Here is a 13,858-nt window from a genome sequence, read left to right as displayed (position 1 = left end):
CGGCGGCGGTGGTTAGTCGCGTGCCGATACGAACTCGGCGGCGGCTTCTTCGATCCAATGGGCGAAGCTGTCGGCATAGCTGCGGAACAGCGCGACCTCATACGTGGGTGCGTTGTCGAGCTGCCAGAGAATAACGCCGATGTGGCTCGCGTGCGTGATGGCGACGTCACCTGGGCGGAACGCGCGCGGGTCGAGATCGATCGGCACGCCCTTGGCGAGTACGTCGCGGGCGCGGGGGCCCGATATGCGCATGACGACGCGGCCGTCGGAATGATCGACGATGGAGGCGAGGCCCGGCAGCGCGGCCTTGAGCTCGACTTCCAGGTCACGCGACGGCCCGCGTTCGGCTACGGCGAGCCATTGGCCGGGGCCGGCCCAGACGAAAGCAATGCCATTGCCTTCGACGCGGCCCGGCTTGTCGGGGAGCGCGACGCCGTAGGCGCTCTGGATCGCCGCCTTCAGCGCGTCCAGCTTGCCGGAGGTTGCGCCGATGCTCGCCATCGTCAGCGTTTCGCGCGCGGCGACGGTGAGGCTCTTGTGGTTGATCGGCGGCGAGTGCAGAAGCGCCGAGCTTGCGACGAGTGCTGGTTCAGCCACGGACGCGACCTCCTTCAGGATCAACAAAGACCGGAGAGACGACCTCGACCAGCGTGTCGCCATTGCGCACCGGGTCGTAGGCCCGCACGATTTCGCCCATGCGGTTGGCGCCATTCTTCAAGAAGCCGAGGCCGATCCAGTGTCCGTTGGACGGCGAGTAGGCGGTGGACGTCATGTGGCCTTCGCTGACAGTCGCGGAGGCCATTGCGTTGCGCGGGATGAAATGAGCTCCCGAGCGAAGGCGGTCTGAGCGGTCGACGGGGCGGAAGCCGACAAGCGCGGGGCGCTGCGGATCCACGAGGCCCGGGCGCTTGCCCAGCACGCTGCCGATGAAGTCCTTCTTCGACGACACCATGCCGCCGAGGCCGACGTCCCGTGGGGTGGTGGTGCCGTTCAGCTCCGGTCCGCTGATGTGGCCCTTCTCGATGCGCATGACGCCGAGTGCTTCAGTGCCGTAGGCGCAGACGCCGAGATCCTTGCCCGCTTCCATGAGGCGGCGCATGAGGGCGTCGCCGAAGCGCGCCGGGACGCCGAGTTCATAGGCCCGCTCACCCGAGAACGAGAGACGGAACAGGCGCGCCTTGATGCCGCCGCAGACCGTGATCGCTCCGACACCCATGTAGGGGAACCCGGCGTCGGAGACGTCGAACTCGGCATCGACAACGCGGCGGATGAGATCGCGCGACTTGGGTCCGGCGATGGCGTACTGCGCCCACTGCTCCGTCGCGGACGTGATCTGCACGTCCATCTCGGGCCACAGCCACTGGTGGCAGTATTCCATGTGCTGGACCACCTTGACGGCGTTGGCGGTGGTCGTGGTGATGAAGAAGTGGTTTTCGCCGAGACGGGCACACGTGCCGTCGTCGAGCAGCATGCCGTCTTCGCGCAGCATGCAGCCGTAGCGGGCCTTGCCGACGCCGAGTGTCTTGAAGCCGTTGCAGTAGAGCTTCTCGATGAACGCCAGCGCGTCGGTGCCTTGGACGTCGACCTTGCCGAGCGTGGACACGTCGCAGATACCGACGGCGTTGCGGACCGTGTTGACCTCGCGCTTGACGGTGTCGAGCCAGTCGCCCTCGCCGGGACGCGGGAAGCTGCTCGGACGCAACCAGAGACCGGTTTCGACGAAGACGGCGCCCTGCTCCTTGGCCCACTTGTAGGAGGGCGGCAGGCGCGTCGGTTTGAACGTCTTGCCGCGATGATGACCGGCGAGCGCGCCGACGGCCACGGGCGTGTACGGCGGGCGCGCCATCGTGATGCCGGTCTCCGGGATGGAGCGGCCGGTGATTTCCGCCATGATGGCGATGGCGTTGACGTTGGCCGTGCGGCCCTGGTCGGTCGCCATGCCGAGCGTGGTGTAGCGCTTCAGATGCTCGACGGCGCGGAAGCCTTCCCGCTCCGCCAGGACGATGTCGGAGGTGGCGACGTCGTTCTGCTGATCGACGAAGGCCTTGCCGCGCGGGTTATCCACGCGCCACAGCGGGGTGATGGCTTCGCTTTCGGCGCGCGCATCCGGAACGGAGACGGGCACGGTTGCGAACCCTGCTTCGGAGGCCGCGGCGGAACCTGCGGCCGCGCCCGAGGCGAGCGCCTTGTCGAGGCTGAGCGCGCCAGACGCGGCGCCTGCGCTCGACATGCCGTGAGGCAGCACGCCCGCCAGGAACGAATGGCAGGTCGTGTTCCAGACGGGCTTTGCGCCCTGGTGGGTCGCGAGCTGGATGTTCGGGTTCCAGCCGCCGGAGGCTGCGATCAGATCGCAGTCGAGTTTGACCTCGTCGCCGGAGTTGGTGCGGATCACGGCACCCGTGACGCCGTGACGGCCGAGCGCGCCAACGATCACGCCGCCGGAAATCAGGCGCGTCTGCGCTTCGCCGGCCAGGCGCTTGGTCATCTCGGAAGGCTGCGGCCGCGTGTCGACCAGGGCCACGACCTCGGCGCCTGCGCGCTTGAGGTCGGTGACGGTTGTTGCGCCGTAGTCGTTGTTCGTGAAGACGATGACGCGCTTGCCCGGCAGAACGCCGAAGCGATTGATGTAGGTGCGCACAGCGCCCGCCAGCATGACGCCGGGCCGGTCGTTGTTGCCGAACACGAGCGGGCGTTCGGTGGCGCCGGAGGCCAGCACGGTCTTCTTTGCGACGATCCTCCACACGCGCTGGCGGGGAACGCCCGCAGGCGCGGCGGCCAAGTGGTCGCTGACGCGCTCGATGGCGCCGAAGGTGCCGCCGTCGTAGCTGCCGAAAGCCGTGGTGCGGCGAAGGATGCGGACGTTCTCGAGGCCCGAAAGCTCGCGCTCGGCGGCGTCCACCCATTCCCGGGCGGGCTTGCCGTCGATCTCGGAAGCGTCGTCGACGGCGCGGCCGCCGAGGGATGCGTTCTCGTCGACGAGGACGACGCGAGCCTTGGAGCGCGCGGCCGCCAGGGCCGCGATCAGGCCGGCAGGACCGCCGCCAATGACGAGCACGTCGGCGAATGCGGTCGCCTTCTCGTAGATGTCGGGATCGTGCGTCTCTGCAGCGCGGCCGAGACCCGCGGCGCGGCGGATGGCCGGCTCATAGAGCTTTTCCCAAAGCGCCGACGGCCACATGAACGTCTTGTAGTAGAAGCCCGCAACGAAGACCGGCGACAGCAGCGAGTTGATCGACATGACGTCGAACGACAGCGACGGCCAGCGGTTCTGGCTGCGTGCCGAGAGGCCGCCGTAGAGCTCAGCCATCGTGGCCTTGGTGTTCGGCTCGCGACGCGCGCCCTCGCGCAGTTCGACCAGCGCGTTCGGCTCTTCGGAGCCGGCCGTCAGGATGCCGCGCGGGCGGTGATACTTGAACGAGCGGCCCGTCAGCATCACGCCGTTGGCGATGAGAGCGGAAGCGAGCGTATCGCCGGGATGGCCGGTGTACGTCTTGCCGTCGAACGTGAACGACAGCGTGCGCGTGCGGTCAACGAGGCCGCCCGAGGACAGCCGGTTGGGTTGGGTCGGATGCGCCATTATGCAGGGTCCTTGGCTGGAGCCGCAGGGTCGCTTGAGGTGCGAGACGCCGCGCGGGCGACATCGCGAGCCACTTCGACGGAAGCAATAGTGTGCGTGGCGACGCCGCGGGTCACGACCAGCCAGGCGTGGCAGCCGGCGGAGTGATACCAGAGCTCGCGGTGCATGCCGGGCGGGTTCGTGCGCTCGAAGCTGTAGCGGACGAAGTCCTCCATCGCCGTCGGACTGGCGGCGTCGGGACGCGTTACGGTTGCGTCGCCGGAGTAGACGAACTCATCGAGGCTGCGTTCACCGCAGTAGGGACAAGCGATTCTCATCGCAGATGCCTTCCTTGCCGATTTGCATCAGTGCAGGTTTGGTTGCGGGCCCATGCCCTTTTCGTCGATGGCGTGACCGGTTGCGAAGCGGTCGAGGCGATAGGCGCTGGCGACGGGATGCGGTTCTCCGCGTGCGATCAGGTGCGCGAAGCAGAAGCCGGATGCCGGGGTGGCTTTGAAGCCGCCGTAGCACCAGCCGGCGTTGAGGTAGAGGCCGTCCACCGGCGTCTTGTCGATGAACGGGCTGCCGTCCATCGACATGTCCATGATGCCGCCCCAGTGGCGCAGCAGGCGGACGCGGCCGATGCGCGGCATGATCGCCATGCCGCCTTCGCAGACGTCCTCGACGACGGGCAGGTTGCCGCGCTGGGCGTAGCTGTTGTAGCCGTCCAGGTCGCCGCCGAACACGAGGCCGCCCTTGTCCGACTGGCTAATGTAGAAGTGGCCTGCGCCGAACGTCACGACGCCGTCGATGAACGGCTTGATGGATTCGGTGACGAAGGCCTGCAGCACGTGGCTTTCGATCGGGAGGCGCAGGCCCGCCATGGCGGCGACGCGCGAGGAGCTGCCTGCAACCGCCACGCCGATCTTCTTGGCGCCGATGTCGCCGCGCGAGGTTTCGACGCCGACGATGCGGCCGCCCTCGCGCTTGAAGCCCTTGACCTCGCAGTTCTGGATGATGTCGACGCCGAGGCGGTCGGCAGCGCGAGCGTAGCCCCAGGCGACGGCGTCGTGGCGGACGGTGCCGCCGCGGCGCTGCAGAAGGCCGCCCTGGACGGGGAAGCGCCCGTTGTCGAAGTCGAGGAACGGCACCATTTTGCGGACCGCTTCCTTGTCGAGCAGCTCGGAATCGACGCCATGCAGGCGCATGGCGTTGCCGCGCCGGGCGAAGGCGTCGCGCTGGCCGTCGGAGTGATAGAGGTTGAGCACGCCGCGCTGGCTCACCATCGCGTTATAGTTGAGCTCGTGCTCCAGCCCTTCCCAGAGCTTCATGGACATCTCGTAGAACGGGATGTTGCCCGGGAGCAGGTAGTTCGAGCGCACGATGGTGGTGTTGCGGCCGACGTTGCCGCCGCCGATCCAGCCCTTTTCGAGCACTGCGATGCGCAGCGGCCCGTGGTTCTTGGCGAGGTAGAACGCGGTCGCGAGGCCGTGGCCGCCGCCGCCAACGATGATGACGTCATAGTCGCGCTGAGGATTGGGTTCGCGCCAAGCCGGGCGCCAGCCCGTGTGGCCGCGCAAAGACTCGCGCAGAACGGAAAAAATAGAATAGCGGTCGCTCATGGCCGGACTGCTCCCTGCCGCGAAGGCCATTGTCCGGCGTCACACCGGGGCTGCCTTGCGCTTTCGAATAGGGTGTTAGGGATACGGCCGAAAGGCATTGTAGGCCATATAAGGCATACTTATACTGAGCCGATGAGAGACACACAGCCCGCCCTTCCGTTCGATCTTAGATCGCTCGAAATCTTCCTGTCCGTCTGCGATACGGGGGCCATGTCGTCGGCTGCCCGGGCGCTCGGGCTGACGCAGCCGGCGGTCTCGCTTGCGGTCGGCGACCTCGAGCGCAAGCTCGGGTTTGCGCTCTTCGACCGCACGGTGCGGCCGCTCGCTGTGACGCCTGCTGGGAGCCTCTTGCGGCAGCGGGCCAGCGCGCTCGTGGCCGACGCGCGCGAGATCGGGCCGCTCTTGCGCGAGACCCAGCATGGGCGCGCGCCGCTGATCCGCGTCGGGCTCGTCGATTCACTGGCGCGCGTGCTCACGTATCCACTCGCCGCCTATCTTGCGACGGCCGCCGACGAGGTCGCCATCCTGTCGGGGCTGACGGCGGCGCACGCGAGCGATCTCCTGACGCGGCGGCTCGACCTGTTTCTCGGCGTCGACGATCTCGAAACGTGGGCGGGGCTCGAGCGCTGGCCGCTGGCCAAGGAGCCCTACGTGCTGCTGCTGCCGGCGGGCACGGAGGCGCCGCGGAGCATCGGTGCGCTGCGCAAGCTGGTCGAAAAGCTGCCGCTGATCCGCTTCAGCGCACGCTCCCAGACGGGTATCGATATCGAAGGCCATCTCCGGCGCGTCGGCCTCGACATTCCGGGCTCGTTCGAGTTCGACACGCCCTTCGGCGTTGCGTCGATGGTGGCGGCGGCGCGCGGGTTTGCCATCACGACGCCGCTCTGCATTAGGGAGGCGGGGCTTCCGGAAACGCAGTTCATCACCGCGCCGTTGCCGGGGGCGCAGTTCACGCGCAAGCTGACGCTGGTCGCCCGGCATCGCGAGCTCGGGCGGATTCCGCGCGAGCTGGCCGATGTGGCGCGGCGGGCCCTGCTGGAGCAGGGGGCGTTGCAGTAGCGCGGGGCGGGAAGTGGGCTTTCCGGGCCGCTCTTGTGGGGCGCATTACCCGGCCAAGCGGCCCTCGGCGAACTGGCGCTCGTGTCGCGCTGGGGTTGCGACAAATGGATGTGAAATTGTCGCCCGGCTCATGTATTGAGAACGGGCGGGGGCCCCGTAGCTCAGTGGATAGAGCATCAGATTCCTAATCTGAGGGTCGCAGGTTCAAATCCTGCCGGGGTCGCCAGCAAATCAAACTCGTGTCCGGTCGCGCCTACGCGCCAATGAGGATTCAGAGGCCTCTCGGGCATTCTCAAGCGTCTCAACGGGCGTGTCTTTGGTCCCGAACACACGACGGGTGGGCGGGCACGTGCGTGCGGGCGCAGGTGCAACTTCTATTCCGCGATGATCTTCTCCGTCACCGCCTGGTAGGCGTCGGCATGCGCGAGCGCTGGCTTGCCAGCCTTCGTGCCCGGCATGATTTCAAACCGTGGGTCGAAGTCCACCATGGTGGCGGCGAGTTTTCCCAGGATCGAGATGTCGCCCTCGAACGTCGCGTTGCCCTCCGCGATCTGCATCTCCAGCGTTTTGACGCCCATCATCGTCTGTTCGAGATCTGACCTGTTGATGGTCAACGTCAGATCGGGCTTTTCGGCCTGATAGCCCTTGATGTTGGTCAGGGTGGCGTTCTCCAGCTCGACGATGAACTTTTCGCCGTTGTCCGGCGTGATCAGGTTCATCGTGAACCGTAGGTCTTCGGCCTTGCGGCTGTCCATGCGGATGCCGAGGAAGTTCAAGAACAGTTCCGTCGACATGGCCCGTATCACGTCCGGGCTGGTCGTGTCCGCGATCTCGCCCTGCGGGATGCCGGAGCGCAATTCATAGGTCGCGGCGAGGAAGCTGTTTCTGAGCCCCACGTTCTCCTGCTGGTATCCGATCTGCTCGAAGATGTCGGCCAAGAGGTCCTTTGCATCGGTGTTTCCGGGCTCCGCCTGCACAAGCTTGTTCAGGATCTCGGACGCGAGCGGATATTGCCCGCTGTCATACAGCTCCCGCCCCTTGGCGATGATCTTGGCCGATCCGCCCATCATCTCGACATAGAGCGGGGCGGAGGCTTCCGGCGACAGCGGAATGAGGGTCGCGGGGTTGCAGTCCCAGTATCCGAGAAAGCGCTGGATCACGCCGCGCGCGTTGTTCTCCGCCGAACCGTGATATCCGCGGCAATACCATTGCTGCAGAAGGCTGTTCGGCAAGCGATAGACGTTGTGGATCTGGTTGATCGTCACGCCCTGATTGGCGAAGTGCAGCACCTGGTTGTTCATGTGCGCATAGAGGTCGCGTTGAGCGCGCAGCACCTGCTGGATCCGGCTGTTGCCCCACCGCGGCCAGTGGTGTGAGGCGAAAATCACCTCTGCCTCCTGGCCGAACAATTGCAGCGTTCGGGCGATGTACTTCGACCAGTTCAGGGGATCGCGAACCGGCGCGCCGCGCAGCGTGTAAATGTTGTGGAGCAAGGCCGTGACGTTCTCGGCCATCCAGAGCGCCTTCAGCGCGGGAATGTAGGTGTTCATTTCCCGCGGCGCTTCGGTGTTCGGCGTGTTCTGGAAGACCATCTTCACGCCGTCGACGTCGATCTCCTCGATTGCGTCAGAGACGTAGCGGTTCGGCGCGATCAGGCCCGTCGCGCCCGCCGACACGCCCTTGCCGAGCGCCATGTCCACGAACCCGTGCGGACTGGCCGGCAGCAGCAGGCCGTACTGGTAGAACAGCCGGCGGTTCATGGCGTTGCCGGCGTACACGTTCTCCGAAATCGTGTGGTCCATGAAGCCTTCGGGGGCGATGAGGAGCACCTTCCCCGAGCGCACATCCTCTTCCTTGACGATGCCGCGAACGCCACCCCAATGGTCGCCGTGCGTGTGCGAGTAGATCACCGCCGTGACCGGCAGCCCCTCTCCGACGTGCTTCTGGAAGAGCTGCCAGGCCGCGCGCGCCGGCTCCGCCGTGACGAGGGGATCGAACACGATCCAACCCGTCTTGCCGCGCACGAACGTGATGTTGGACAGATCGAAGCCGCGGACCTGATAAATGCCCGGCACAACTTCATAGAGACCATAGTTGTTGTTGAGCTTCGCTTGGCGCAGCAGCGAGGGGTGGATGCTGTCGAAGTCATCTTGCTTGTCGAGAAACTGAAAGCGCTTCATGTCCCAAGCGACATGGCCCGCATCGGCCTTGATTTCCATCTCCGTCATGGGGGCGATCAGCCCCTTTTTCTGCTCCTCCAGGTCTTTGGTATCGCTGAATGGAAGATCCGCTTTTGTTTTCTCAAGGATCTCGCGCGTGAACTTCGAGGGCCCTTTTCCTTTGGGATGGAAGTGGCCGGCGAGAGGGGCGGCGGTCTCGCCGTGCGCTGGGGGGGATTCGAGCAGGAAACTCGATCCAACTGCGAAAGCTGCGCTTGCTGCGGGAATAGCTTCAAGGAACTCGCGACGCGTCGTCATCAGGCACTCCTCGATCAGGAAACCCAAATCCTTCGCCCGTCAGCCATAAGCGCGGTTATTGACCTACGCCGGCGGCGAAGTCAGAAAATCCACATGGTGGTTGCGGCGTCATCGGCCCGCTGCATGCCGACGGCTGGAGCGCAGAGTTGGCTCCCTAAAAAATATGATGGAGTACACGTCCAATTATATCGAGCAGCATACGGTAGAATATCACGCAATGTGCTTTTGAGAAACTGCTATTCCGCAGTCGATAAGGTCGGGTTTGTTTTATGGTTGTTCGGTTGGGGTAAATTTGAAATGCCTGTGGGACGTGCCTGCGCCGCAACAACGCGAATGCCCGAAGTCGCGTAAGGTAGTTGGATTGCGGATGGCGAGGCTCGCGATATGAGACAACGCGCTTCAACCTTGATGGGGCTTATCGTTTTTCTGGGCTGCACTGCTCCGGCATCGGCGGGCGACAGTGTTGGCGGTGTTGCGCCGGTCGCATCCGCGAACCCATGGTCGTTCTCGTTCACGACCTATAGCTGGCTTCCTTGGATTTCAGGTGATCTCGTCGTCAAGGGCCGATCCTTCGACGTCGATGTCAGCGCAGGGCAGGTTCTCGACGCGCTGGACTGGTCTCAGTTGCCTGCATGGTTCAGCTATGCCGAGGCGAGGAACGGGCGCTTGTTCCTCTTCAACGACATCCTCTACTCCAAGCTCACCGGCTCGCAAGACTTCGCGAAAACGGGACCGGCGGGCGTCGTGACGCTGACCGGGAATCTCGGTGCCGACTATGAGCAGACGATCGTGGAGCTGGGTGGCGCCTACGAGGTCTGGTCGGCCGGTTCGTCTTCGGTCGATGTTCTGGCGGGCGGCCGGTACTGGCACCAGAGCGCGGTGGTTTCGGCCGATCTTTCTGCGACAATCAACTTCGATGGCCTGACCGTGGAAGGCAATCGCGTGTTCGCCAGGTCGGGATCGGTGGACTGGATCGATCCCTTTGTCGGAGCGCGGCTTCGCCAGCCGATTGCGCCGGGTCATAACCTCACGCTCCGCGGCGACGTCGGCGGCTTCGGTGCCGGAAGCGAGTTTACGTGGCAGGTGATCGCGACCTACGATTTCGAGATCTGCGCGTCGGATAGCTACACCATCGACGGCTATGTCGGCTACCGCGCCTTGTCCGTTGACTACGCGCAAGGCTCGGGCACGAACCGGTACGAGCTCGACGCGCTGATGCAAGGTCCCGTCATGGGCGCGACGCTTCGTTTCTAGTCCGGCGGAGATGATCTGCGCCTGGCGCGGCCGCGTTCAGCGCCTAAGCGGCCGTCGACGCGCTCCATGTCACGGGCCGGTGTGCTAACTCGCGCCGTTGACGATGGTGAGAAAACCCTGATCTTCAATGGGCCGGAGCGCGCCTGGAATTTGCGCACCGCGCATGGATTTGCGTTTCACAAAACAGAAGAAAAATCATGCTTCGCAGTCTTGGGTTTTCCGACGTCGTTGCCTTCGTCACGTTCCTGGTGTGCTGGCCCGTCTATCATATCGCGGCGGGGTATGTGGACACGCACCGCGCGAGCCTCGTGTCGCTCGTCAAGAAATTCCGGCTGCGCTGGTTCGAGCGGATGGCGGAGCGGGATAGCCATATCGCGGATGCGCAGCTTCTCGGCAATCTTCTGCGTGGCGCGCTGTTTTTCGCGTCGACCACCGTGTTCATTCTCGGCGCCCTGGTCGCGTTGCTCGGCACGGCGCCGAAGGTGGCTGAGCTGATCGGGCAGCTTCCGTTCGCGACGGCCGGCGACCCGAAGCTGGCGGAGCTGAAAGCGATCGCGCTCATTCTCGTGTTCGTCTACGCGTTCTTCAAGTTCACCTGGTCGGCCTGGCAGTACAACGTGCTCTCTATTCTCATCGGGGCGATGCCCGCGCGGGGAACGGATGACGGCGCCCGCGCGGCCTACGCGAGGTCGGCCGGTCACGTGGCGGCGCTGGCGGGTGAAAGCTACAACAACGGGGTGCGCGCCTATTACTTCTCCATTCCGCTGATCGCGTGGTTCGCAAGTGCGCACGCGTTCCTTGCGGCGACGCTGGTCATCACGATCGTGCTTTACCGGCGCGAGTTCTACTCGCCGATCATGGAAGCGCTGAAATCAATTCCCGACTGAGCGCGGGGTGCTCCGGGATCGCGGCGTCACACGGCCAGCGCGTGGCCCAGATCCCGCGCCAACCGCCAGCACCACAAGGGAGCAAGAAAGCTTCAAGGAGATCTGTTCTACTTCTTGGGCCGCATCGTCGGCGAATCGGGCAGGCCGAACTAGAGGATCACGATTTTGCGGCTTCATTTCCATCGCCCCATCATCGGCGTTCTTTTTCTTCTGGCCCATTCTGCGCCCGTGAGCGCCGCCGGAGGCGCTTATGCTGTCGATGACGCCGCCATCGGCGCTGTGGGAGACTGCCAAGTCGAAACATGGGTGTCGTCTGCGGACAACGGCAATCGCATCCTTGTCTCGCAACCTGCCTGCGTGGCGAACTTCGGCATTCCTGTTGAAATCACGGTGTCGCCGCAGGCCGTGCGCACGGATGGAGACTGGGCCGCAATCGGCGGCCTTCAGGCCAAATCCGTCTTGATCCCGGTCGAGCACCATCAGGTGGGGATGGCGCTGTCCGTTGGCACTCTGGTCGATTTCTCCTCCGGACAGGGTGTGCAGACCTATGTCAACGTGCCGGTCTCAGTGCACCTCGGCGCGCAACTCCGGATCAATCTAAACGGCGGCTGGTCCCTCGACGAATTGACGGATGTCCATCACGCGACGTGGGGTGGCGGCTTCGAATGGGACTTTGCGACGGCCTTGAGCCTGATCGGAGAGGTCTACGGACAAGTCGGCAACGATGGCGATCACGACCCGCGCGCACAGGTGGGCGTGCGCTATTCGCCATCCGATACCATCGACTGCGATGTCATCTATGGCGACAACGTCACCGGCGAACGTGCTCAATGGCTGACCGCGGGTCTTGCGCTCCGCTTTTAGACTGTGACCAGCCCTTTTAGGCCGTGGCAAGTCTTGGCCGCTGGCGCGCCCGGGGTGGCGCTCCGCACGTGGTTGCTTCTTTGCGACGGTTTCGCGATCGTTTGGCTCAACTGGCCAACGAATGCCCCAGATACCCCGCTGTAAGCACCAGGACGACAAAGACCGCGACGAGGAAAAGCCCGGCGGCCATGGGGAGATTGACGATCGTGCGGGGAAGCTGATCTGGCGCCACTTACGGTTCCTTGCCGGTGCTCGCACCGAACGGGATACCCGGCGCGTGCGGCGACCCTAGTCAGCGCAGCCTGTCTCGGGCTGACCAGTCCATCTCCCTTTCGCCGTCCAACTCCCGCGTGCCTCCCTCGTGCGGCCGTCAGTGGCCCGAAAGCACCAGCGTCTTGATAGGCAGCAGCAAGGCTTGTGCGCGCAGTATGATCGCGTGCACGACGCCAACCGCGTCCACGCCGTGCAGATAGATCCGGGTGAAGAAACCCAGGTCTTCCTTCTCCATGCGGTCGTGATTGTTGGAATAGGCATTGGCGATGCAGCTGCTGCCCGGCGTCACGCCATCGAGCCCGTCTTCATAGAGGGGCTCCAAAAACACCAGGAGCTTGCCGTTGCGGGCCGCCAGCGGGACATCGAGCAACTGCTCTCCGGCGCGGATCTGACCGGCGGCGATGAAGTCCTGCACCCCGGTCACCACCATCGGGATGATGGTGAGCGGTTTCGAAACGCAGGTCGCTTCGGCGGCCATGCCGACCTTCATCACCTGCGCCTCGATTTGTCCAAAACCGGCCTGGAGCTGGGTGCGCCCGGCTTCCCTCGGGATCAAGATCCCGGCGGGGCGCATGAACGGATTGACGATGTCGCCGACCCTGAGGATGAACTGCTCCACGTGTCCGGAGACGCCCGCGTAGACGACCGTTTTGTCGAGATCGACCTGAGCTTTCTGAAGCGCCGCGCTGGCGCTGGCCTTCTGGGCCGGCAGAAGCGTTGACATGCGCGTTACGGCGGCCTGCTTGGCGGCCTCGGCGGCGACGACTGCGCCCTTGCGGCCGTCGACAATGTTTCTCAGGCGCTCGATTTCGCGAACCGTCACCACATCGGCGTTGCGCAGCCGCAGTTCCTCTTTGGTGGCAAGCTCGTCCAAGGACTGCTGGTAGGCGCCCTTCGCCTGCTGGATCTGGCCTTCGGCGGCGGCAAGATCGGCTTCGCCCATCACCATCGCGGCGTCGACTTCCTCGATGCGTCGCTTGGCGACCTCGAGTTCGGCTTCCTGCTTGGCGCTATCGAGCTTGAAGATGCGCTGGCCCTTTTCAACTTCATCGCGCCACTTGACGAAGATCTCGCTCACCCGCCCGCCTTCTTCAGGCAGGATCGGGACGGTGCGGAAGAGGGGCGTCACGCTGGTCGATGACGGGTGATAGTAGAAGATGATGGTGATCAGCAGCACCGTCAGCATCAGACAGGTGGTGATGCCCCAGCGGAGCTCGAACCATACGGAGTAGAGCGTAATGTCCCGGCCGATCTGCTTATTCTGCGCATAGCGCCGATAGAGATAATCGGGAAGGATCGTGACGAGCGAGCAGAGCGCGATCTCCAGCATGACCTAGGCTCCCGGCTCAGGCTGCGGGGGCGCCGGCAGGGGGACCGGGGCGATCTCCGGCGGCGCCTTCTCCTCCGACAGCTTCTCCAGCGATGACGCCATGCGCTTCAGCGGGGTCTGGAAATCCGGCAGGTCGATGAGCGCCAGCAGCAGCCCTGCCACCCAGAATGCGTGCACGTGCGTAAAGAGCGAGAGCAAGCCAAGCACGGCTACGATTTCAAACTGGAGCTTCTTGTGGCCAAGGCGCTCGGGGAGCGAATGCAGACGAAAGAAGATGAGACCGAGGGCAAGGACCGCCGCAAACACGACGATGGCCGTGAATGCCATCAATGTGTCCGATTGGCCGGGCGCGGTGAGGAACCAGGGCAGGTGTTGTGTCGACGCCGAATGCTGCGCAGGTTCCACCAGTGCCTCCCCCGTCAGTCGGGCTGATGAGCAGATAACTGACGGTATGCCTGCTTTGGGGCATTGGCAATGTGGAAGGTGCAGCCGGCCGTCGGTAAGCGCGAAGCTTTGCGCGGCGCTGCCCGCGTCAG

At 64.6% G+C, this 13,858-nt stretch carries 11 protein-coding genes and 1 tRNA gene; 5 read left to right on the top strand and 7 right to left on the bottom strand.

The annotated features are described in order from the left end of the window. Positions 1 to 12: 12 nt before the first annotated feature. The 4 genes from K2Y42_RS09160 to K2Y42_RS09145 are packed head-to-tail and all read right to left on the bottom strand — an operon-like array spanning position 13 to position 5,178. On the bottom strand, positions 13 to 597 hold the full coding sequence (locus K2Y42_RS09160; RefSeq protein WP_291151357.1) for a sarcosine oxidase subunit gamma family protein: 585 nt from the start codon (positions 595 to 597) through the stop codon (positions 13 to 15). Then, positions 590 to 3,577 carry a sarcosine oxidase subunit alpha family protein gene (locus tag K2Y42_RS09155; RefSeq protein ID WP_291151354.1) on the bottom strand — a complete coding sequence of 996 codons (2,988 nt, stop codon included), beginning with the start codon at positions 3,575 to 3,577 and terminating at the stop codon, positions 590 to 592. The genes K2Y42_RS09160 and K2Y42_RS09155 overlap by 8 nt, the downstream gene beginning before the upstream one ends. Beyond that, positions 3,577 to 3,894: a sarcosine oxidase subunit delta gene (locus tag K2Y42_RS09150; protein WP_291151351.1), complete on the bottom strand. Its 318-nt coding sequence runs from the start codon at positions 3,892 to 3,894 to the stop codon at positions 3,577 to 3,579. Before K2Y42_RS09150 ends, K2Y42_RS09155 begins: the two co-directional genes overlap by 1 nt. A 27-nt stretch (positions 3,895 to 3,921) precedes the next feature. Next, positions 3,922 to 5,178 carry a sarcosine oxidase subunit beta family protein gene (locus tag K2Y42_RS09145; protein ID WP_291151349.1) on the bottom strand — a complete coding sequence of 419 codons (1,257 nt, stop codon included), beginning with the start codon at positions 5,176 to 5,178 and terminating at the stop codon, positions 3,922 to 3,924. Positions 5,179 to 5,310: 132 nt separating this feature from the next. Here K2Y42_RS09145 and K2Y42_RS09140 point away from each other — a divergent pair, with 132 nt between their 5' ends. Continuing rightward, positions 5,311 to 6,237, top strand: a complete 927-nt coding sequence (locus tag K2Y42_RS09140) for a LysR family transcriptional regulator (RefSeq protein ID WP_291151346.1) — start codon at positions 5,311 to 5,313, stop codon at positions 6,235 to 6,237. 150 nt (positions 6,238 to 6,387) lie between these two features. Continuing rightward, positions 6,388 to 6,463: transfer RNA gene (locus K2Y42_RS09135), tRNA-Arg, on the top strand. 148 nt (positions 6,464 to 6,611) lie between these two features. Here the strand turns inward: K2Y42_RS09135 and K2Y42_RS09130 are convergent. Further along, complete coding sequence (locus tag K2Y42_RS09130; protein ID WP_291151343.1) at positions 6,612 to 8,714, bottom strand: alkyl sulfatase dimerization domain-containing protein; 2,103 nt, start codon at positions 8,712 to 8,714, stop codon at positions 6,612 to 6,614. A gap of 408 nt (positions 8,715 to 9,122) precedes the next feature. On the opposite strand from K2Y42_RS09130, the gene K2Y42_RS09125 reads away from it, so the two are divergent. The 3 genes from K2Y42_RS09125 (at position 9,123) to K2Y42_RS09115 (ending at position 11,719) form a co-directional block, all read left to right on the top strand. Continuing rightward, on the top strand, positions 9,123 to 9,968 hold the full coding sequence (locus K2Y42_RS09125) for a hypothetical protein (protein WP_291151340.1): 846 nt from the start codon (positions 9,123 to 9,125) through the stop codon (positions 9,966 to 9,968). 197 nt (positions 9,969 to 10,165) lie between these two features. Beyond that, complete coding sequence (locus K2Y42_RS09120; protein WP_291151338.1) at positions 10,166 to 10,855, top strand: DUF599 domain-containing protein; 690 nt, start codon at positions 10,166 to 10,168, stop codon at positions 10,853 to 10,855. 165 nt (positions 10,856 to 11,020) lie between these two features. Continuing rightward, positions 11,021 to 11,719: a hypothetical protein gene (locus K2Y42_RS09115; protein ID WP_291151335.1), complete on the top strand. Its 699-nt coding sequence runs from the start codon at positions 11,021 to 11,023 to the stop codon at positions 11,717 to 11,719. A gap of 370 nt (positions 11,720 to 12,089) precedes the next feature. Here the strand turns inward: K2Y42_RS09115 and K2Y42_RS09110 are convergent, their stop codons facing one another. Together K2Y42_RS09110 and K2Y42_RS09105 are read right to left on the bottom strand one after the other, a co-directional pair. Continuing rightward, complete coding sequence (locus K2Y42_RS09110) at positions 12,090 to 13,322, bottom strand: biotin/lipoyl-binding protein (protein ID WP_291151332.1); 1,233 nt, start codon at positions 13,320 to 13,322, stop codon at positions 12,090 to 12,092. Positions 13,323 to 13,325: 3 nt separating this feature from the next. After that, positions 13,326 to 13,649 carry a hypothetical protein gene (locus K2Y42_RS09105; protein ID WP_291151329.1) on the bottom strand — a complete coding sequence of 108 codons (324 nt, stop codon included), beginning with the start codon at positions 13,647 to 13,649 and terminating at the stop codon, positions 13,326 to 13,328. Positions 13,650 to 13,858 lie beyond the last annotated feature (209 nt).

Source organism: Hyphomicrobium sp. (genome assembly GCF_019744875.1).
Lineage (GTDB): Bacteria > Pseudomonadota > Alphaproteobacteria > Rhizobiales > Hyphomicrobiaceae > Hyphomicrobium_C.
The sequence above is the reverse complement of the archived record's forward strand: the minus strand, read 5'-3'. Positions and strand labels throughout refer to the sequence as shown.

Excerpts from the sequence above, each read along its gene's own strand:
- K2Y42_RS09155 (WP_291151354.1), bottom strand. The coding sequence starts at position 3,577 with ATGGCGCATCCGACCCAACCCAACCGGCTGTCCTCGGGCGGCCTCGTT.
- K2Y42_RS09125 (WP_291151340.1), top strand. The coding sequence starts at position 9,123 with ATGGGGCTTATCGTTTTTCTGGGCTGCACTGCTCCGGCATCGGCGGGC.
- K2Y42_RS09105 (WP_291151329.1), bottom strand. The coding sequence starts at position 13,649 with ATGGCATTCACGGCCATCGTCGTGTTTGCGGCGGTCCTTGCCCTCGGT.
- K2Y42_RS09140 (WP_291151346.1), top strand. The coding sequence starts at position 5,311 with ATGAGAGACACACAGCCCGCCCTTCCGTTCGATCTTAGATCGCTCGAA.
- K2Y42_RS09130 (WP_291151343.1), bottom strand. The coding sequence starts at position 8,714 with ATGACGACGCGTCGCGAGTTCCTTGAAGCTATTCCCGCAGCAAGCGCA.
- K2Y42_RS09120 (WP_291151338.1), top strand. The coding sequence starts at position 10,166 with ATGCTTCGCAGTCTTGGGTTTTCCGACGTCGTTGCCTTCGTCACGTTC.
- K2Y42_RS09110 (WP_291151332.1), bottom strand. The coding sequence starts at position 13,322 with ATGCTGGAGATCGCGCTCTGCTCGCTCGTCACGATCCTTCCCGATTAT.
- K2Y42_RS09150 (WP_291151351.1), bottom strand. The coding sequence starts at position 3,894 with ATGAGAATCGCTTGTCCCTACTGCGGTGAACGCAGCCTCGATGAGTTC.
- K2Y42_RS09145 (WP_291151349.1), bottom strand. The coding sequence starts at position 5,178 with ATGAGCGACCGCTATTCTATTTTTTCCGTTCTGCGCGAGTCTTTGCGC.